Annotated in this window: 17 protein-coding genes; 12 read left to right on the top strand and 5 right to left on the bottom strand. The window is 39.0% G+C overall.

Annotated features, from left to right (window positions below; genetic code table 11):
• Positions 1-2: 2 nt before the first annotated feature.
• Entirely contained in the window at positions 3-1,103 is a 1,101-nt protein-coding gene (locus tag JWR23_RS05855) for a DUF5009 domain-containing protein (RefSeq protein WP_299514092.1), read from the bottom strand.
• Positions 1,104-1,277: 174 nt separating this feature from the next.
• Between JWR23_RS05855 and JWR23_RS05850 the strand changes: the two genes are divergently transcribed.
• From JWR23_RS05850 to hflX, 5 genes are all read left to right on the top strand, one after another.
• On the top strand, positions 1,278-1,715 hold the full coding sequence (locus JWR23_RS05850; RefSeq protein ID WP_299514090.1) for a cytochrome B: 438 nt from the start codon (positions 1,278-1,280) through the stop codon (positions 1,713-1,715).
• 229 nt (positions 1,716-1,944) lie between these two features.
• On the top strand, positions 1,945-3,354 hold the full coding sequence (locus JWR23_RS05845; RefSeq protein WP_299514089.1) for an anthranilate synthase component I family protein: 1,410 nt from the start codon (positions 1,945-1,947) through the stop codon (positions 3,352-3,354).
• 75 nt (positions 3,355-3,429) lie between these two features.
• Entirely contained in the window at positions 3,430-4,053 is a 624-nt protein-coding gene (locus JWR23_RS05840) for an aminodeoxychorismate/anthranilate synthase component II (RefSeq protein WP_299514087.1), read from the top strand.
• A 36-nt stretch (positions 4,054-4,089) separates the two neighbouring features.
• Entirely contained in the window at positions 4,090-4,875 is a 786-nt protein-coding gene (trpC, locus tag JWR23_RS05835; RefSeq protein WP_299514085.1) for an indole-3-glycerol phosphate synthase TrpC, read from the top strand.
• 200 nt (positions 4,876-5,075) lie between these two features.
• Complete coding sequence (hflX, locus tag JWR23_RS05830) at positions 5,076-6,260, top strand: GTPase HflX (protein ID WP_299514082.1); 1,185 nt, start codon at positions 5,076-5,078, stop codon at positions 6,258-6,260.
• Positions 6,261-6,284: 24 nt separating this feature from the next.
• Here the strand turns inward: hflX and JWR23_RS05825 are convergent, their stop codons facing one another.
• From JWR23_RS05825 to mqnB, 3 genes are all read right to left on the bottom strand, one after another.
• Positions 6,285-7,172, bottom strand: a complete 888-nt coding sequence (locus tag JWR23_RS05825) for an alpha/beta hydrolase (protein WP_299514079.1) — start codon at positions 7,170-7,172, stop codon at positions 6,285-6,287.
• A gap of 93 nt (positions 7,173-7,265) precedes the next feature.
• On the bottom strand, positions 7,266-8,114 hold the full coding sequence (locus tag JWR23_RS05820) for a 1,4-dihydroxy-6-naphthoate synthase (RefSeq protein ID WP_299514077.1): 849 nt from the start codon (positions 8,112-8,114) through the stop codon (positions 7,266-7,268).
• 68 nt (positions 8,115-8,182) lie between these two features.
• Positions 8,183-8,866: a futalosine hydrolase gene (gene mqnB / locus JWR23_RS05815; protein ID WP_299514075.1), complete on the bottom strand. Its 684-nt coding sequence runs from the start codon at positions 8,864-8,866 to the stop codon at positions 8,183-8,185.
• 59 nt (positions 8,867-8,925) lie between these two features.
• Between mqnB and JWR23_RS05810 the strand changes: the two genes are divergently transcribed.
• From JWR23_RS05810 to JWR23_RS05785, 6 genes are all read left to right on the top strand, one after another.
• Positions 8,926-9,342, top strand: coding sequence for a 6-carboxytetrahydropterin synthase (locus tag JWR23_RS05810; protein ID WP_299514114.1), 417 nt, complete (start codon positions 8,926-8,928; stop codon positions 9,340-9,342).
• Positions 9,343-9,351: 9 nt separating this feature from the next.
• Complete coding sequence (gene folE / locus JWR23_RS05805; protein WP_299514072.1) at positions 9,352-9,990, top strand: GTP cyclohydrolase I FolE; 639 nt, start codon at positions 9,352-9,354, stop codon at positions 9,988-9,990.
• A 145-nt stretch (positions 9,991-10,135) separates the two neighbouring features.
• Positions 10,136-11,020, top strand: a complete 885-nt coding sequence (gene fabD / locus JWR23_RS05800; protein ID WP_299514069.1) for an ACP S-malonyltransferase — start codon at positions 10,136-10,138, stop codon at positions 11,018-11,020.
• A 68-nt stretch (positions 11,021-11,088) separates the two neighbouring features.
• A complete protein-coding gene (locus JWR23_RS05795; protein ID WP_299514067.1) occupies positions 11,089-14,832 on the top strand; it encodes an ATP-binding protein in 3,744 nt (1,247 codons plus the stop codon).
• Positions 14,833-15,244: 412 nt separating this feature from the next.
• Positions 15,245-15,874, top strand: coding sequence for a hypothetical protein (locus JWR23_RS05790; RefSeq protein ID WP_299514064.1), 630 nt, complete (start codon positions 15,245-15,247; stop codon positions 15,872-15,874).
• Positions 15,875-16,075: 201 nt separating this feature from the next.
• Positions 16,076-18,223: a carboxy terminal-processing peptidase gene (locus JWR23_RS05785; RefSeq protein ID WP_299514062.1), complete on the top strand. Its 2,148-nt coding sequence runs from the start codon at positions 16,076-16,078 to the stop codon at positions 18,221-18,223.
• Positions 18,224-18,313: 90 nt separating this feature from the next.
• On the opposite strand, the gene rsgA is transcribed toward JWR23_RS05785, so the two are convergent.
• Positions 18,314-19,234 (bottom strand): ribosome small subunit-dependent GTPase A, encoded by a 921-nt coding sequence (gene rsgA / locus JWR23_RS05780; RefSeq protein WP_299514060.1) that lies wholly within the window; start codon positions 19,232-19,234, stop codon positions 18,314-18,316.
• A gap of 304 nt (positions 19,235-19,538) precedes the next feature.
• On the opposite strand from rsgA, the gene thrA reads away from it, so the two are divergent.
• Entirely contained in the window at positions 19,539-21,992 is a 2,454-nt protein-coding gene (gene thrA / locus JWR23_RS05775) for a bifunctional aspartate kinase/homoserine dehydrogenase I (RefSeq protein WP_299514058.1), read from the top strand.
• Positions 21,993-22,005 lie beyond the last annotated feature (13 nt).

Below are 22,005 nucleotides of genomic sequence, written 5' to 3'. Positions count from 1 at the left end.
TGTTATACCTTTATAACGATCTTCCGAAGATACAATATCCACATCAATACCCAAATTAGTAATGTCATTACAATTGCGCTGGCTAAGGAGGCATTAAAAGGCGACCAATAGGGTTCAAAAAGTATTTGATAGATAGATGAACTACCAAACCTTATTTTGTTAATATAATGCGGCACAAAGTCTGATAGCACATAAGCGGTAATAGCGTTAGCGCCAAACGGCAGAAAAAATCCTGTAAAATTTTTATACCGCTGTACATCTATCAGCCAGTAAAAAAATGCTAACGCGATGGTTGCCCATCCACCGGCATATAATACAAATGAGCTTGTCCATAAGGCTTTATTTATTGGAAAGAACAAATCCCATATCAACCCCAAAATAACAGCCAATACACCATAAGTAAACATCCAGCTCACTTTTACGCTATCCTCCCGATCCTTACGTTTAAGCCAGCTGCCAACACGTATACCAAACAAGCCGGTAGCAATGGCCGGTAATGTTCCTAATAATCCTTCAGGGTCCCAGGTATGCGATTCGCTCCATAAGTGATTGGTTGAGAAAACCATCCTATCTACCCAGGCGCCCATATTAGTGGCTGGCAGCAGGCTTGCAACACCTGTATCCGGAACGGGCACAAAGGTCATCAGCAGGTAATAGCCTACCAGTAATATAACAAACAGCCAATCGCGTACCTTTTGCGATGCTTTGATGTATAAAACGGCACAGATAAAAAACACTACCCCTATACGCTGCAGCACACCCGGAAACCTCATGTGCGCAAAATCCGGGTGCAAAATAATGTGTATGGTCAAACTTATCAATATCAATAAAACACCACGCCGCAAAGCACCCCATATCATTTTACTATGATTTCGGGGATCGGCAGCTTTTCTTTCCATTGCATAAACAATAGATACCCCCACGATGAATAAAAAGAATGGGAATATCAGATCAGTAGGCGTACAGCCGTTCCATTTAGAATGTTCTAATGGCGCATAAATATGTCCCCAATCGCCGGGATCGTTTACCAATATCATAGCGGCTATGGTTACACCTCTGAAGACGTCGAGAGATAATAGTCGTGAGTGTTGAGTGTTGCTCATTTTGATTGTATGAGTATTATGACGCAGGTTTTTTTTCTAAAGTACAAATTAATATAACCTAATAAAAATATCGTTTAAAAGTAATCCTATGCGGCGTTGATGGGTAAGTTTAGTTTTGCGGGTTAGGTTAACAGATTTTATCTTTTATTGTATATTCGTCCAAACTTTTCAATCATGAGCGCATATAGTTTTTTTCAAGAGCTGCATTCCATTTTCAGGTATGTAGTAATGGTATTGTTTATTTACACCATTTTAATGGCATTAATGGGCTGGTTTGGTAACAGGCCGTATACTAACCGTAACCGTTTAAGCAATTTGTTTGCCCTAATATCAGCACATACGCAGTTGCTTATTGGTATTGTGTTATACTTTTTAAGTCCGCTGGTGCAATTTAACAGTGCTACAATGAAAGACAGCACCTTACGCTACTTTACTGTTGAGCATTGGGTAATGATGGTTATCGCTATCGCGCTGATAACCGTTGGCCACAGCAAATCTAAAAAATTGGTACTGCCAGAGGCAAAACACAAAATAATTGCCCTGTTTTATGGCATTGCACTGCTCATAATTATTGGCGCATTGGCTGCAGGCAAAATTCCTATCTTAAAATAGTTGAAATAATTGAAAAAAAAGTGAGAAAAAATTTGGTAATTCAAATTTCTTTCTAAATTTGCGTCACAATGATCAAGAACACAAATAAAAACTCCTGGTGGCACCAATTAAATTTGGCAGCCGGATAAATTTTTGATCAAAGGAAACTAACCAATTGTAAACCTAATACGAAAACCCGGCGAACCCTCATTCGCTGGGTTTTTTGTTTTACAACTATTTTAAATACATAATGAAAAAATATAAAATTATAACCACCTATAAAAAGCTACTTGCAGATACTACAACCCCTGTAAGCATTTACCTGCGCTTACGCGATATTTTCCCAAACTCATTACTGTTAGAAAGCTCTGACTACCATAGCCGCGAAAACAGCACCAGCTATGTTTGCTGCGACCCGATAGGTGGGCTTACACTTAATGATGGTGAACTACATAAAAAATTTCCTGATGGTACCGAAGAAACATTTAAGGAGGGTGAGTTTGAATTAATAAGCCATATTAGCGACTTTCTGAGCAGTTTTGAAACGACAGATATCCCATTAAAAATTACAGCCAACGGCTTGTTTGGCTACTTCACACATGAAGCGGTTGAGCATTTTGAAACCATCCGCCTTAAAAAGAGTGATGACACCACCCGGAAGATCCCGGTAATGCAGTACAACATATATCGTTATATTATAGCGATTGATCATTTTAAGAATGAGCTGTATATATTTCATAATCAGCCGGAAGGTGAAGAAGAAAACGGGGGCCTGAATAAAATAAAGGACCTGATAAAAAATAAAAACTTCCCTGAATATACTTTCCAAAGTTCGGCTGATGAAAAATCTAACTTAACCAATGAGGATTTTATAGCGGTGGTTGAAAAAATGAAGCAGCATATTTACCGGGGCGATGTGTTCCAGATAGTGCCTTCAAGGGCTTTCTCCAAACAATTTACAGGCGATGAATTTAATGTGTACAGGGCATTACGCTCTATTAACCCATCGCCTTACTTGTTTTATTTTGATTATGGCGATTTCAGGATATTTGGTTCATCGCCCGAGGCGCAGATCACTATAAAAAACCGCAAAGCTTCCATTTACCCAATAGCTGGCACATTTAAACGCAGCGGCGATGATGAGAAGGATGCCGAGCTGGCCCATAACTTAAAGAACGATCCGAAAGAATCGGCAGAACATGTAATGCTGGTTGACCTGGCGCGTAACGATTTGAGCCGCCATTGCGAGCAGGTAGAAGTAAAAGCGTTTAAAGAAGTGCAGTATTATTCGCATTTAATACACCTGGTATCTATGGTAAGCGGCAATTTATTGCCCGGTGTACCTACTTTTAAAGTAGTTGCAGATACCTTCCCGGCCGGAACGCTAAGTGGCGCCCCAAAATACCGGGCTATGGAGATCATAGACGAAAATGAGAATATTAAACGAAGTTTTTACAGCGGCGCAATAGGCTACTTAGGCTTTAATGGCGATTTTAATCATGCTATCATGATCCGCTCATTTTTAAGTAAAAATAACACTTTGCACTACCAGGCAGGCGCGGGCATTGTAGCCGGTTCTGTAGCCGTAAGTGAGTTAAATGAAGTTAACAATAAAATAGCCGCTTTGCGTAAAGCAATTGAGCTGGCAGAAGAATTGTAATAGAACAACAAAAGAATTAAACTAACGTAATAAAATAATTCCCCTATTAAATAAAAGAAAGTTGGGAGGTGAAACATGGAAAATAAAATTTTAATTATTGACAACTACGATTCGTTCACATACAATTTAGTACACCTGGTAAATGAGATTGGCCTGCAATGCGAAGTATGGCGCAACGACCAATTTAATATTGACGATGTGGACGCGTATGATAAGATCATCCTTTCGCCAGGTCCGGGTATTCCATCCGAAGCCGGTTTGTTGCTGAATGTGATAGAAAAATATGCACCAACAAAAAGCATATTTGGTGTATGCCTTGGTCAGCAAGCTATTGCCGAGGTTTTTGGTGGTACCTTATATAACCTAAAACAACCCATGCATGGCATAGCCACCCCCATAATAGTTACCGACGAAAAGGAAATATTATTTAAGGGTTTGCCGCACAGCTTTAAAGTTGGCCGTTATCATTCATGGGTGGTTGATGAAAAATCAATACCCGATGTGTTAACCGTAACCGCTATCGATGAGGTTGATAACTCGGCCATGGCATTAAGGCATAAGCAATATGATGTTAGGGGCGTACAGTTTCATCCGGAATCTATCCTTACAGAATTTGGAAAAGAAATGATGCAAAACTGGTTAACTTCCGGTCATTCAATTGAACAATTGGCCGGTATTAATAAAATTGTATATAACTAAATAAAACACCCCCCGCATTGGTGGCGGGGCCAGGCTATGAATATACTTGATAAAATTGTTCTGAATAAAAAAGCCGAGGTAATATCAGCTAAAAAAAATACCAGTATTGCAGAGTTAGAAGCTTCGGCATTATTTAGCAGGCAAACTTACTCGTTCAAAGAGTTTTTGCTGGACCCTGCACGTACCGGTATTATAGCAGAATTTAAACGCAGGTCACCTTCAAAAGGTATTATTAATGATAAAGTTAGTGTTGAAGCGGTAACTGCCGCTTATGCAGCAGCCGGGGCATCGGCCCTATCGGTGCTAACAGATACCGATTTTTTTATGGGTACTAAAATCGATCTTTTTAAGGCGCGCGGCACAAATACTATCCCCATTTTGCGCAAAGATTTTATGATAGACGAATACCAGGTAATAGAGGCAAAATCACTGGGTGCCGATATTATTTTATTAATTGCCGCCATACTTACTCCTGCTGAAATACAAACACTGGCATCATTAGCAAAAAGCCTGGGTTTAAATGTGCTGCTTGAGGTACATAACCTGGAAGAACTACAGCGCAGCATTAACCCTAATTTGGATGCTATTGGTGTGAATAACCGCAACCTGGCCGATTTTACCGTATCTGTAGAAACATCTTATAAGCTGGCAGAGCATATCCCTTCAGAGTTTTTAAAAATATCAGAAAGCGCCATCAGCGATACGGAAACTATCAAGGGCCTAAAAAAAGCCGGCTTTAACGGATTTTTAATTGGCGAGAACTTTATGAAACAAGATGATCCGGGTTTGGCAATGAGGGAATTTGTTAAGGGGTTGAAGTAATAGTTTTAAATTATTCCAGTTCCAAGATATCAATATTTTTAAATAATTGGTGATAGCTTGGTATTCAACCATATCTCCCAATGTTTAGGCCAGTATGAATGATAATCACTGACATATAATCGTTAAGCTATTTTGGCATATAAACCATCATAATTATTCCTTTTTGTAACTTGGCACTTTGATTGATACAAAAATACCGAATGAAACAAAAATTTTATGATACTGCTGTGAAGCAGGAACGAGCCGTTTTGGTAGGCGTTATTACCGCTAACGAAACGGAGGAGCGCGCGAAAGAATATTTAGAAGAATTACAATTTTTGGTGGATACCGCCGGTGCAGAAACTGTTAAAATATTCACACAAAAACTACAGAAACCAGACAGGGCCACCTTTGTAGGCTCGGGCAGGCTGGAAGATATTCAGGCATTTGTAAAAGAAGAAGAGATAGATATAGTTGTTTTTGATGATGAGCTAACTCCATCGCAACTGCGTAATATTGAAAACGAGTTACAGGTTAAAATACTTGACCGTAATAACCTGATACTGGATATCTTTGCCAACCGTGCACAAACCGCGCAGGCCAAAGCCCAGGTTGAACTGGCTCAATTACAGTACTTGTTACCCCGCCTTACCCGTTTATGGACACACTTAGAGCGCCAAAAAGGTGGTATTGGTATGCGCGGACCGGGTGAGAGCCAAATTGAGACTGACCGCAGGTTAATATTAAACAAGATAGACCTGCTTAAAGACAAGCTAAAGCTGATAGATAAGCAAAACGCTACACAGCGTAAAAACCGTACGCAAATGGTGCGTGCCGCGTTGGTGGGTTATACCAACGTAGGTAAATCAACCATCATGAATATGATATCTAAATCTGACGTGTTTGCAGAGAATAAGCTGTTTGCCACACTGGATACTACGGTTAGAAAAGTAGTGATAGAGAATGTGCCTTTTCTGTTATCAGATACAGTTGGGTTCATACGTAAACTACCTCACCATTTGGTGGAGTGTTTTAAGTCGACACTTGATGAAGTGCGCGAGGCTGATATATTGATACATGTGGTTGACATTTCGCACCCCGGTTTTGAGGATCAGATACGTGCTGTAAATGAAACATTGAAGGACCTGGGCGCGAGTGATAAACAAATCATAACCGTGTTTAATAAAATGGATGCCTATAAGCCCATCCAAATGAATCCCGGCGAAGAAGCTGAACCTTTAACACTGGATGATTTTAAACATAGCTGGATGGCCAAAAACAATAGCCCGGCCATATTTATATCGGCCACTAAAAAAGAAAATATTGACGAGTTTAGAAGCTTGCTATATGATTATATAAAGCAGGTACATGTGGATAGATATCCGTATGATCATTTGTTGTATTAATGCACCAGGAAGCGTCAATCTGAATCATTTCTTGTTTATATCCGCTATCACCCTATCCAGGTCCTTATTAAATTCAACAGGCGTTTCAACCATAGCGAAATGCCCGGTGCCGTGGGTATAAAATACCTGGTAGGGTATCTTTTTGGCATCCATATTTTTGGTGCCGGTTGGGGTTACATCGCTATTAATAAGGTATAATTTCTGTTTGTATTGTTGCAGTTTAGCCAGATCGTCAAAATCATTGCCTTGTTCCAGGGTTGATGTAGCTATGGTAGAGTCGGTATGGGTTACATCGTTCAGGATGCGCTTTTTAATTTCCGGCGAGGTGGTTTTAGAAAACAGCTGCTGATTGAACCATTGTGTAGCTACACCTTTAAAGTTTTTACGCATTTGCCCGATGGCGTCCGTAAATTCTTTTTTGTCCTTTTCGGTTTGTTGTACGCCAACATTTTTAAAATTATCTACCCCAACTATGCCAATTACTTTGTAAGGATTATCAATAGCTGCCTGTAAAACTATTTCGCCCGCCATGGAATGGCCTATCAATATTACTTTTTTTAGCTGTAGTTGATTAATGACCGAATCCACATCATTGCTATACTCCCTCGTGCCCCATTTATCACGGTTCCCGCCTGATTGCCCAAAGCCCGGTAAATCAATGGTTACTATGCGATAGCGGTTCTTGAAATACGAAACCTGGTTAGACCAGTAACTTCTGTTAATGGCCCAACCGTGTACAAATAGCAAGGTGGTATCAGCCACGCTGGTATCGCTAAAGGCTATGTTTATACCATTATTATGTAGCGCGGCTACGGTATCGGTTTTTTGCAGGTTAATAGGTTTTGAATTCCTGCATGAAAATATCGAACACGATAAAATAATGATAGCGAGAAGGCAGAATAATGATTTCATGACAAAGTTGTTTAGGAGTTAACTATCGCAAATTAATTTTGTTTGCGATGATAACCTAATAATTCATAAGCATTTAACCTTATTTAACAAGTATCAGGTCAGGAAAATATTATACTTTATCTCGGGGATTATGCCTTTTTCTAATGCCGTATCAAACAATAATTTAATAGCTTTCCTCCCCTCCTCACCCAAATCAACCGAGTATTTATTTACATATAGCTCAATATGCTTATACATCACTTCCTCGCTCATTTCCTGCGCATGCTGGCGAATAAATTCTAAGCCCGATTTGGGATTGGCAAATGCAAACTCAACAGATTTACGCAGCACCCGGTTTATTTTATGCTGAACATCAAGCGGTAAGTTACGATTGGCAACAATACCACCTAACGGAATAGCGCAGCCGGTTTGTTTCTCCCAGTAATCGCCCAGGTCTATGATCTTTTTTAAGCCTTTATCCTGGTAAGTGAAACGGTTTTCGTGAATGATCAATCCTACATCTACCCTACCTTCTAAAACCGCGTTTTCTATATCAGAGAATACCAGCTCAACTTTATTGGTAGCTTCGGGGAAAGCTAATCCTAATAAAAAATTAGCGGTGGTGTATTTGCCGGGGATACCGATTTTTAGTCCGGAGTCTTGAGTCTTAAGTCTTGAGTGGAGAATTTCAGGATCACCTTTGCAGATCAGCATCGGGCCAACGCCATAGCCCAGCGCGCTGCCGGCATCCAGCAATACGTATTGATTAGCTATATAAGCAAAAGCATGATAACTTAGTTTAGTAATATCTAACTCGCCGCGGAAGGCTTTTTGATTAAGCGTTTCCACGTCGTCATAAAACACCTCGAACTCCAACCCTTCAGTATCAATTTTATGATGAATAAGCGCGTCGAAAATAAAAGTATCATTAGGGCAGGGCGAAAAGCCGAGAGTTAGTTTCATGGCATCAGAGATTTAGAGATTGGTTAATTAGAGATCAGGTCTAAACATTCGTTAATTAATAACGCTACCTATAATTCTCTAATTAATTCAAGCGCAAATGTATTCAGATTTTTAACAGCAAGCCCTACTTGCCAGTTGTCGCGATTGCGTTTTTCTACATAATTTGACACTGCCCTGATCTGTATGCAAGGCACTTTCAATTCACGACATACATAGAAGAAAGCGGCGCCTTCCATACTTTCCAGTTGGGGGTTAAGCCGCTCAACAACGGCTGCTATAGTCTCATCATTACCATGAACGGTATTTACGGTGATTGCTTTGGCCTGTTTAATATTAATCTTTTTAGTGAAATGACTAATGCTGCCGTTAGGCCTGAAAATGCTGGCCCCAAAACCCAGTTGCTCTATACTGATAAACTTTTTATCATCTTCTGCCCCTAATTCGGCAAAGGTATCTTCTGTAATTTCTACTATATCACCAGGCAGGATGCTCCTGTCAAAACTACCGGCAATGCCCAGATTTATTACCAGGTGGTATACATTATGGGGTAAATGCCTGGCTAATGCAAACGCCGTTGGCACCATGCCCGCACCGGTTATTAATATCGAGCAGTTAGCTATCGATGTATGCCGGGTAACAAACAGGTTTTCGCCCTCGTCAGACTTTTGCATACTCAGCGCTTCCATTAAAGGTTCAACTTCGGGCTGGGTAGCAGCAACAATTAATATCCGCATGTCATTTTCTTTATTCAACTAAGATAAACAAACGCCCTTATAATTGTTTTGTATATTTGTACCCATTAAATATTATGATGATACACATAACGCGCAGGGAACATTTTAATGCAGCACATAAAATGTACCGGGATGAGTGGAGCGCAGAAAAAAACGCAGAAGTGTTTGGCAAATGCGCTAACCCAAACTGGCATGGGCACAACTATAATTTGTTTGTAACTGTAAAGGGACATGTTACGCATGCCACAGGCTATTTAATAGATTTGAAAGAGCTAAAAATTATCATTAACGATTATGTTATTGAAAAGCTTGACCATAAAAATATTAACCTGGATGTTGAATTTATGAAAGGCAAAATGGCATCGACCGAATTGCTTTGTATTGAAATTTTTAACCAGCTAAAAGCACCGATTGAAGCCTATGAAGGCGTGTTTTTACATTCGGTAAGATTATTTGAAACTGAAAATAACTCGGCAGAGTATTTTGGCGATTAAACCTGAACAATGATTGATAAAAATAATATCCCCGACAGGGATGATGATATTAACGGTTACGAAAAAATTGACCGTTATAACCCCGAACTGATTGACAGCTTATCGGCTCATTACAAAAGCATTTTAAAGCAAATAGGTGAAAACCCCGAACGCGAGGGCCTGTTAAAAAGCCCCGAACGTATTGCTAAAGCAATGTTATACCTTACCCAGGGATATGACATGGATGCAAAAGAAATTCTGAATTCGGCTTTATTTAAAGAAGAATACAGCCAAATGGTGATTGTTAAGGATATTGAGGTGTACTCTATGTGTGAGCACCATATGCTGCCGTTTTTTGGCAAGGCACACATTGCCTACATACCAAATGGTTATGTAGTGGGGCTGAGCAAAATACCGCGCTTGGTTGATGCCTATGCCCGCCGCCTGCAGGTACAGGAACGCCTGACTAACGAAATTAAAGATTGTATACAGGAAACCCTGCAGCCCATAGGCGTAGGCGTAGTTATAGAGTGCCGCCACCTGTGCATGTGTATGCGCGGCGTACAAAAACAAAACTCGGTTACTACTACCTCTGCCTTTTCGGGCGGATTTTATCAGGAAAAGACCCGGGCAGAGTTTTTACATCTAATTTCATCGAAATTAGGTTAGTGATTGGAGATTAGTTAATTAGAGATTAGTTGGTTATTCTGCAAACACAAATCTCTAATCAATTGTTATTAACTAAACTCTAATCACCTATTAACTGATCACTAACGTCAACTAATCTCTAATCACCAATTAACTAATCACTATATTGAAAGCATATATTTTCCCCGGGCAAGGCGCCCAGTTTGTAGGTATGGGCAAAGACCTGTATGAACAGTCTGACAAGGCCCGCGAGCTATTTGAGCAGGCTAATGATATATTAGGCTTCCGCATTACTGATATTATGTTTAACGGTACCGACGAAGATCTTAAACAAACCAATGTTACCCAACCGGCCATATTTTTACATTCGGTTATATTAGCTAAAGTATTACCAGATTTTGCTCCTGGTATGGCCGCAGGTCATTCATTGGGCGAGTTTTCGGCATTGGTAGCTGCTAACGCTTTATCATTCGAGGATGGTTTACGTTTGGTTGCCGCCCGCGCCAACGCTATGCAAAAAGCCTGCGAGATACAACCATCAACCATGGCGGCTATTTTAGGGTTGGATGATTTTACGGTTGAGGATATTTGTCAGCGTATAAGCGACGTGGTGGTTCCCGCTAATTATAACTGCCCGGGGCAGTTAGTAATATCCGGCACCATATCAGGCATTGATAAAGCTTGCGAGTTAATGACCGCGGCCGGTGCCAAAAGAGCTTTAAAGTTAAATGTAGGCGGCGCATTTCACTCGCCATTAATGGAAGCTGCGCGTGTTGAACTGGAGCATGCTATTGTAAACACGGTTATAAACAAACCTATTTGCCCTATTTATCAAAATATCGATGCCAAACCCTATATAGATCCGGAGCTGATAAAACACAATTTAATAAGGCAGCTTACCGGCCCGGTTAGATGGACACAAACCGTAATGCACATGCTGGAAGATGGGGCCACCTCATTTACCGAAGTTGGGCCGGGCAACGTTTTGCAGGGCCTTGTCAAAAAGGTGGACCGGGCAATGCCAACATCGAGTGCCTCATTACAACAATAATTTTTATAAGCCGCAAACTAAAGCGGCTTTTTTTTATTTGTAAGTTTACATAAATCTATTTAAAAAATTTGAGTTACTCGGGGAAAATACGTTTAATGCTGGCCCTGTTGGCTGCCAGCTTATTATTAACGGCAATTATTGTGCGTTCAACGTATACCCCTGTAATCAATCTTACCCAAACAGCCAAAATATTGGAGGATAATCTTCATAAAAAAGAAGATTATGTGCACAAAGCTATTAATACTCCGGCAGTGTTTAACAAGTTTAAAACTATTACTAATAATGACACCGAGGGCTTAAATTGTATCCGGAAGTTTACTACCAATCGCGGCATTTGCTTAGTAATTTTTAACAATAATCATCTGAGGTTTTGGAGCAGTATTAAATTTATACCGGCTACGGCCTCAGAAATAAAAGAAGGTTCTTCATTTATTAAAGTAACTAATGGTTATTACGAAGCTATTAAAAAAAGTGAGGGTAATATTTCTGTTATTTTTTTTATTCCTGTAAAAACAAATTACACCGTTCAAAATCAATATCTGAAAAACGCTTTTGCTAAAGATCTGCTTAAAGATAACAATATTGAAGTTGCTGATATTACCGACAGAAGCATATACCCCATTCATAGCATTAATAACACTTATCTGTTTTCGGTAATGGTTAAAAACAATGAGGTTAACTATCATTTCTTTTATTTCGAGCTGATTGTATGGTTACTAACGTTTATGGTGGTATGCATGTTAATACAAAACATTTGTAATTACCTGGCATATAGGGGCCACGTAGCTTTATCGCTATTATTTTTAACGCTGTTTATTGTTGCACTAAGATTTATTAACCTGTATTATAATTGGCCAAATTTTACTTACAAACTTGATATTTTTGATCCAAAACTTTATACATCAAACAATATTTATCCATCATTAGGCGATCTGTGCATAAATATTTTAATGCTTAGCTGGTTTACGGCTTATGTACATCGCCAACGCTTTAAACTACTAACACGCATACCCGGAAAAATTAAAAGTTACTGTATTTTGTTGGGATGTATATTAATCTTAATCATAACATCAACAGAACTGTTAGAAGTATTTTATGGGCTGGTTGTTAATTCTAATATAAGTTTTGATGTAAATAATGTACTTAGCCTTTCTGTTTTTAGCTTATGCGGCTTGTTAATGCTATGTTTTAGCTTTTTTATATTTTACCTGTTAAATGAAATTTTTTTAACTGTTTGCAGTAAGCTCCCAATATCAAGTAATAGGCAGTTTTTAATATTTGGTATAAGCATATTGTTAACTACATTCATTATAACCTATTATAGGGGTGAGTTTACAGCATTTTATATTTTGTGGGCGCTAATAGTAATAATACGTGGTTATGCCTATCATTACCATCATGGCAAAAACACATCTTTAACTTTTGCCTGCATACTTTTTATATGCGCCATTATTTCGTCAATTACCCTCATCCACCTTGAATCATTAAAAGAAAGAAAAAACCGGGAGGTATTTATACAAAAGCTGGAAACACCAAACGATGTAACAGCAGACTCTTTATTTAAAAAAATAGAGAACCAAATTGTTGCTGACCCTTTAATAACCCGTTACTTTAATGATACATTAAATAATAATAATTACCTGAAAAATCGTTTTCAGAAGCTTTATTTTGATGGATACCTGTCTAAGTATGAGTTCAAGCTCCATGAATTTAATAACGATGGGCAATCCATATCTGCTGATAAAACTTATACAAAAGATGTTTTTAATGACATGGTGCTTTATAGCTCCTTTAAAGTTTCAGATTATTTTTATCGCCAAAATGAATCTTTTGGGTCTCAAATTTACTTTGCCATACTTCCGGTGATTCAAAAGGGCGAAAGCATAGGTTCAATAGTAATTGAATTGAGATCAAAAGTGCTGCAAACAACTGACTATTTCCCCGAATTATTAATTGATGGGCAAATAAAAATAAAAAGCGAGGAAGAATTTAAAAATTACTCGTACGCGTTTTACACAGACAATAAATTACTGTCACAAAGCGGAAGCTATGTATACAACCTGGTAAATAAGACCTTTAGCGGACCAATAAAAACATATGTACAAAAAACCACTACTAATATTGACAATATATGGTACAGGCCATTTACTACATATAGCCATTTAATATACAGGCCAAGCGAACGTAATTTAATTGTTGTAAGCAAAGAAGAGAATACCCTGTTTTATAGTATTACTTCGCTAACTTTCTTTTTTGTAATATTTCTGGCATTTAGTATGATTACTATACTGGCTAACTGGACATGGGTGCGTATAAGAATATTAACCATTACTAATGATAAAATAAAATGGGGATTTAAAATAAACCCTGATAAAATATTGTATAAAACCCGTATACAATTTTCGATGGTATTTGCAGTAGTGGTTACGTTAATATTAGTAGGCCTGATAACCTATGTATCCATTAGTACCCAATACCAAACCCAGCAGGATAAAATGATCCGCGATAAAATTATTAAGATAACCTCGGCTTTTGAAAACGACTTTATCAATAAATACACAGCTAATATTAACTACCAAAGCCAGGCTAATTTTGATGTGTTGGCTAAATCATACGCGTCTGACCTGATTTTGTTTGATCGGTATGGCTCTTTGCTATTTACTACCCAACCCCGCATTTATGAGTATGGGTTAATTGCAAAATGGATGAATGCCAAGGCGTATATTAATTTAAATACCTTACAACGATCAGAATATATTAACGATGAGACAATAGGCGACCTGAGTTATAAAGCGGCTTATGCGCCCTTAAGAAACGCAAAGGGCGAAACTTTATACTATCTGCAACTTCCTTATTTCTCTAACGAGTTGGATTATAAAGAGCGTATAGGCTCATTACTTAATGTAATGATAAATATTTATGCTTTAATTTTTATAGCTATTGGCTTATTTGCTGTAATTATTGCACGCCAAATTACCAATCCGTTAAGCATTATACAGCAAAGTTTGAGCAAAACCATATACGGCAAAAAAAACGAAGCTATAAAATGGGATAGGGATGATGAGATTGGGGCATTGATAAAAGAATATAACAATATGATTGCTGCCTTAGAAAATAGCGCGCTAAGACTTGCACAATCTGAAAGAGAGAGTGCCTGGCGGGAAATGGCAAAGCAGGTTGCGCATGAAATTAAAAACCCGCTAACCCCATTAAAGCTTGGATTACAGTTGCTGGAAAAATCATGGCGGGAGAAAGACCCTAAATTCGACCAGAAGTTTGAACGGTTTAGCAAATCATTTGTTGAGCAAATTGAAAGCTTGTCATCCATAGCTTCAGAGTTTTCGGCATTTGCCAAAATGCCTGATACCAGGATGGAGCGCTTTAATATTTTTGATGTGATAAGCCAGGCGGTAACTATTTTTAAGCAAACAGATAATTTTAATATTTTGTACCATGTTCCTGAAAATTCATTTTTAATTAATGCAGATAAGGATCAGTTATTACGCTGTTTTAATAACTTGTTAAAAAATGCCATTGAAGCTACACCACCAGACAGATTTGGAATAATTGAGATCAATTACGAAATAAATTCAAAAAATATTTTAATTACCGTTAAGGATAATGGTAATGGTATACCCGAAAACATGCGCGAAAAAATATTCGAGCCAAACTTTACCACCAAAAGTTCAGGTACGGGCCTTGGGTTGGCATTTGTAAAAAATTCTATAGAAAATGCCGGCGGAAAAGTTTGGTTTGAAACAGAACAGGGTAAAGGCACAACGTTCTTCCTTAATTTTCCGGTTGCCGGTTAAACTATTACAGCAAGGCAATCGCTTTTAAAATTGCAGGCAGGCGTAGCTCCAAAATATAAGTGCCGGTTTTGGCTAAAGCCCATCTATAATTATAATCTTAGCCCGTTGGCTGAAGCCAAACGGCAATGAAAAAACTTTTTGCTATCATTGCCGTCACCATTTATGTGACGGTCCCGTAAAAGAATTAGTACCGGCTTTAGCCCAAAAATCGCCATTATGGGTAAATGACGACCTGTTTGGTCAGTCAATTTTTAAAATCGTTTGCCCTGATTATTACAGCTTCTGCAGTTAATTTTATTTAAAAAATATTAATTTGCAATCAGTTACGTTATTGTTTACTGGCTTAATTCATTAAAAATATATCCGTATATTTGTCGTTTAACTTAATTAAGTTAACGCCGCAAAATTTTAAATGAGGTTTATTATACTCTTAACTTTATCCACCATAGGTTTTACCGCTTCTGCCCAGTTTTGGCATCGTAAGCCTAAACCGCAGGAAGAACGTTTCCCCCAATTAATAGCAGTATCTCATAATTCTGTAATAGTTAAACAGGTAATAAACATACCTTACCAGGATATACATGACCTGCAATTGCGCCGCAGCGTTTATAATTTAGAATTGGCAGAAGATGTAATACTGGCAGAAGCAAAGCATAATATGCGTTTTAGACAATACAGCCTTGCCAGTTATAACTTTAGCGACCTGGCTGCATTATATATGCAGCAAAATCGTTTCTCAGAAGCTAAGTGGTATTTATTACAAAGCAATGCCATATCGCGCCAGCAAGATGACACTAAGCATACCCTGTCTAATTTATTAGCCCTGGCCGATATTAAGTTTCAAATTGGCGAACCCGCGTTGGCCAAACTTGATATGCAGGAAGCTCATGATATTGCAGCGGCTAAAGGCATGCAAACAGATCTTATAGAGATTGATAAAAAAATACAGTATCTGCAAAACAGCAAGCTCGTTGCCATAAAAGCAGAAATACGCTATGATTCTGCCGTAGAAGCTGCCAATAGCAAAAAGATAATAAACTAATTACTCTCCACTTATATAACATTAACGTAAAATACCTGTGGGTTATTTAAAACAGTAAAACATTATTGTAATATTGTTACTTATTATTAGTCTTATATATAGGCATCTGTTTTTCACTGTCTATTTTTTATACATTAACAAATAAAATAGGCACAAGTATTGATGTACCATAAAACTCTTGATTTAACGTTAGTAAAAGATATGTTTAAGAAATTTTATTTTGTGCTGGTACTTGGTGCCACACTGGCTTGTAACGCAGCTCCGTCTAAACCGGTAAAGGTAGCCGGCTCTAATAACTTAGAACCCACTAAACAACAAAGTGTTGTTTGTAAAACAGTAGCTTCGTTAATATCTCAATGGAACTATAAGAAGGTTAATCTAAATGACTCTTTGTCAGAAGTGATCTATAAACGTTATATTAAAGATCTGGATCAGGGCCATAGTTATTTATTGGCAACGGATATTAAGGATTTTGATAAATACAAAAACTCGCTTAGTGACGATATAAAAAACGGCAATCTTAATGATGTGTTTTACATTTTTAATGTGTTTCAAAAACGGTATGAAGAGCGCATACGATACTCAATTGCCCAGATAGATAAAAACTTTGATTTCTCGCAAAAAGAATCATTTACTTATGACCGGGCCAACCTGCCGTGGATCGCTACTGAAACCGAAATGAATACAGAGTGGACCAAGCGTGTAAAATATGATTTGCTTAATTTACAGCTGGCTGCAAATGATATAGCAAAAAATAAAGAAAAGCTAAAAAAACGTTATCAGGACCTGCTATCGCAAAATAGTAAATTAACCGGCGATGATGTTTTCCAGATATTTATGGATGATTTTACCGAAGCGATTGACCCGCATACCAATTACTTTGATCCATTTCATGCGGCGCAATTTAATATGGAAATGTCAAGATCATTACAAGGCATTGGCGCGACACTTGAAACCAAGAACGAATATATAAGTATACAATCGCTTGTTGCAGGGGGCCCGGCAGATAAAAGCCATCAAATTAATACCGGCGACAGGATATTGGCAGTTGCACAGGGCAAAGATGGTGAGTTCCAGGATATAATTGGCTGGCGCATAGATAATGCTATAAAATTAATACGCGGTACTAAAGGAACATTAGTAAGACTTAAAATACTTCCACAGGGTAAATCTGTTTCTGACCAGCCAAAGGTTGTTGAAATTGTACGTGAGAAGATAGTTTTGAAAGACCAATTGGTTAAAAAAGAAATACGCACTTTTAACAACAACGGAAAAACATATAAGATCGGGATAATAAACGTACCGGCTTTTTATGCTGATTTTAATGCCTTAAGAGCCGGCGACCCTAACTATCAAAGTACAACACGCGATATGAAGCTGATACTGGATACCTTAAAACGTGAAAACATTGATGGTATAGTAGTAGACTTGCGCGAAAATGGCGGCGGATCATTAAATGAAGCTATTTCGCTTACCGGGCTATTTATTAAAACAGGCCCTGTAGTACAGGTTAGAGATACACAAAACCAGGTAGAGGTTAATAAGGATGATGACCCGTCTATTGCTTATACCGGCCCAATGGCGGTATTAGTTGACCGTTTCAGCGCGTCAGCATCCGAAATTTTTGCCGGGGCTATACAAGATTACGGGCGCGGCTTAATTATAGGCACACAAACTTATGGTAAAGGTACAGTACAAAGCGAAATAGACCTGGATAAAGTAATCACCCCTTCAATTACTGATAAATTAGGTTTAACAGCCAGCGGGAATGCTGTTACAAAGAGCTCTACAGGCAGCACAAATAACTTTGGGCAATTAAATTTAACCATAGCTAAATTTTATCGTATTAGCGGTAATTCCACTCAACATAAAGGCGTTATTCCAGATATCCAGTTCCCTTCAATAATACCACTGGATAAATATGGCGAGGACATTGATCCATCTGCTTTACCTTTTGACATTATAGCCAAAAGCGATTATACCAAAGTTACAGACTTTACTACAGCTATACCGCAGTTAACCAGGCAGCATGAACAACGCATGAGCTCCAGCGCAAGCTACAAAGCTATATTGCAAAACATTGCTGATTATAAAAAAAGCGAATCAGAAAAAACGGTTACCTTGAATGAGCAGCAATTAAAAAAACGACGTGATGAAGATGAGCAAAAATCATTAGATCGCGACAATGCGCTTAGAGTAGCTTTAGGTCTTCAACCATTAAAGAAGGGTCAAACCAAACCTAAAAAAGAAGACCTTGATGCTTTAAAACTGGAAGCTGGCCAAATATTAATAGACTATATAAATTTGGATAGTAAGGTTACCCGCGTTGGGACTGTCAAAACGTTTTAATGTTTTATACAAATAGCGATAGCCCTTGCGAAGTTTTATAAAACCGTGCAAGGGCTATCGCTATTATATCCAACTAAGTTTCAGTCGCCTCTACGCCCTCGTGTCATTCCCATTATAAATACTCAGATAGCTTTCATATCGGGATAGCTCTATCTCGCCATTTTCTAATGCTGCCAATACGGCACAACCGGGCTCATTAATATGCCGGCAATTATTAAAACGGCAATTATGCATGCGTGAGCGCATTTCGGGGAAGAAACGGCCCAGCTCATGCTTTTCAATATCTATCACTCCCAACTCACGGATACCGGGGGTATCAATTATAAATCCGCCTTGCGGCAGCTCAAACATTTCGGCAAAAGTGGTCGTATGGGTGCCTTTGTCGCTCCATTCAGATACCTCACTTGTGCGCAGCTCCAGATCAGGCAACAGGGCGTTGATCAGACTTGATTTGCCAACACCAGAATGGCCCGAAAACAAGGTTACTTTATCTTTTAACAGATCCTGTACCTGGCTAATATTAGTCCCATCTAATGCGGAAACCGAGTAACATGGGTAACCTATATTTTCATAAACAGCTTTATAATCGGCCAATATTTCTAATCCTTCATCGCTAAACAGGTCAAGCTTGTTGTAAACTAATTTGGCGGGGATATCATAAGCCTCGGCCGTAACCAAAAACCGGTCAATAAACCCTAACGAGGTCCGCGGCGATGCCAAAGTAACTACCAGCAAAGCCTGGTCAAGATTGGCGGCGATAATTTGCCCCTGTTTGGACAGATTGATAGATTTGCGAATGATATAATTTTTACGCTGATGCAGGTTGGTAATAACGCCGGTTTGCTGTTCGGGTTCCAGATCAAAATCAACCACATCGCCCACAGCTAAAGGGTTGGTGGTTGTAATACCCTTTATGCGAAACTTGCCTTTAATACGACAATCATATCTCTTCCCATCAGGCGTTTGCACCTGGTACCAGCTTCCGGTTGATTTTGTTATTAGTCCCTGCATTATAAATGAGCAGCAAAAGTAGTAATTACCTGGCTCATTAATTTGCCATAGCTTTTAATTTAAAAAAACAATGCTTTTTAGATTAAAAAAAATGAAAAGTAAAATAAATCTTGCTTATTAAAAAAATATCTACTTACTTTACAGTCATTATATGATAACTAAATTTACAACACCAACATCGACTACAACCACCGGCAAAAGCTACGGAGGAAGATAATCGTATGGTGTAAAACATAAAAAAAAAACCACATGAGCGCCTTCCTCCACACAGAGGAAGGCGCTTTTTGTTTAAATAATATAATAAATGAAAATTCTAAAATTTGGCGGAACATCCGTAGGTTCAGTTCAAAGTATCCAAACCTTATTAAACATCTTAAAAGATGAGATCAAGTTAGCGGCTGATGATCAGCCGGTAGTAGTGCTGTCTGCCATGAGTGGTGTAACCAATCTGCTTATATCAATGGCCGAAGAAGCAGCTATAGGCAATGATTTTACAACCCCGCTGGCCGAGCTGGAAAAGCGCCATTTTGACATTGTTAAAAGCCTGCTCCAAATCCAAAAACAAAATCCGGCTTTAACACAGTTAAAGATCAACTTTAACCAACTGGAAGAGTTATTGCAGGGCATTTTAACGCTGCGCGAACTGACCCCTAAAACACGCGATCTGGTACTGAGTTATGGCGAGCGTTGCTCTACCTTAATGATAAGCAAAATTGCAGCCCAATATTTCCCCGCTGTTTTTGTTGATGCATCAGCGGTTATAAAAACTGATAGCTCGTTTGGGCAGGCTAAAGTAAACACAGCATTAACAGAGCAATTAATTCGTGGGCTACACCAGGAAAATAAAGGCAAAATGCTATTTGTTACCGGCTTTATTGCCGGCAATAATGAGGGGCAGATAACTACGCTTGGCCGTGGCGGCAGTGATTATACCGCGGCTATTTTTGGCGCGGCGCTTAACGCATCTGAGATACAGATATGGACCGATGTTAACGGCATGATGACCGCCGATCCGCGGATGGTTAAAAAAGCGTTTTCATTAACCGAACTGACTTATACCGAAGCGATGGAACTATCCTACTTCGGCGCGAAGGTTATTTATCCGCCAACCATGATACCGGCGTTTTTAAAGAAAATACCTATTGTTATCAAGAACACTTTCGAGCCTGAGTTTGAAGGCACTATTATACAGCATGACTGCAAGCCATCAAATTTGGCTATAAAAGGCATATCGTCTATTAACAACATCAGCATATTAAATGTTGAGGGCAGCGGCATGGTGGGTAAATCCGGATTTAGCGGCAGGTTATTTTCGTTATTGGCCCGCGAGCAGATCAACGTGATATTAATTACCCAATCATCATCAGAGCATAGCATAACCTTTGCCGTACAACCCGGAGATACTGAACGGGCGCGCCAGGTAATTGCGCAGGAATTTGAGCTGGAACTGCTGGCCAAAAAACTGGAAGATGTACAGATAGAAAAAAACCTGGCTATACTGGCTGTGGTTGGCGAGAATATGAAAGAAACTCCGGGTGTATCCGGTAAGCTATTTCATTCGCTGGGCCGCAACGGTGTTAATGTGCGGGCTATTGCGCAAGGCTCGTCGGAGTATAATATATCGGTGATTATTTCATCACATGATCTGGCAAAAGCCTTGAATGCGGTGCATGACGCATTCTTTGTTCAGCTAACTAAAACACTACACGCTTTTTGTTTGGGGACAGGCAACATAGGCAAAACCTTATTTAAACAATTAAATGGTCATGCTCAATTTTTGCATGACAATAACGGCATACAGGTTAAAATTGCAGGCATAAGCAATACCCGTAAAATGGTTTTTAATACTGATGGTATTTCATTAGATAATTGGGAAGAAACACTTGACCAATCACACGAAAAAGCCGACTTGCCGGCTTTCATCGCCAAAATGAAAAGCATGAATTTGCCCAATTGCGTATTTATTGATAATACAGCAAGCCCAAAACCAATTGAATTTTATGAAGAGGTTTTTAAATCGACTATCTCAATTGTAACCTGTAATAAAATAGGTAACTCTGCTTCATACAATCAGTATAAAACTTTTAGGGATACTGCCCGTGAGCATGGCGTAGACTTTTTTTATGAAACCAACGTTGGAGCTGGACTGCCTATCATCCGTACATTAAAGGACCTGATGAATAGCGGCGACCGGGTGCAGAAGATAGAGGCAATTCTTTCGGGCACGATATCTTTTTTGTTTAATAATTTTAAGGGCGATGCTAATTTTCATGATACTGTAAAGCTGGCACAGGAAAAAGGCTACACCGAACCGGACCCGCGTGACGACCTGCGCGGAACCGACTTTATGCGTAAAATGCTGATATTGGCCCGCGATGCCGGCTATGCCTTAGAAACAGCAGATGTATCTATACAAAGCATGTTACCGCAAGCGAGCTTGGATGCTAAAAGCGTTGATGATTTTTATGAAACACTAAAAGCCGAAGACGCTTATTTTGCCGATATTAAAAATCGCGCGGAAGCCGAAGGTAAAGTTTTAAGATATATAGGTAAGCTTGAAAATGGCAAGGCATCTATCACCTTAGAAATGGTTGATGAAAATCACCCTTTTTCTATGCTATCGGGCAGTGATAAGATAATTTCATTTACTACCGACAGGTATAAAGAACGCCCGCTGGTTGTTAAGGGCCCCGGTGCCGGTGCCGAAGTTACCGCCGCAGGTGTATTTGCAGATTTGATTAATGTGGGGGCAAATTAAGCCCTAAAGAAAT

Source organism: Mucilaginibacter sp. (assembly GCF_028288205.1).
In the GTDB taxonomy this organism is placed as follows: Bacteria; Bacteroidota; Bacteroidia; order Sphingobacteriales; family Sphingobacteriaceae; genus Mucilaginibacter.
This window is presented reverse-complemented; position numbering and strand designations above follow the sequence as displayed.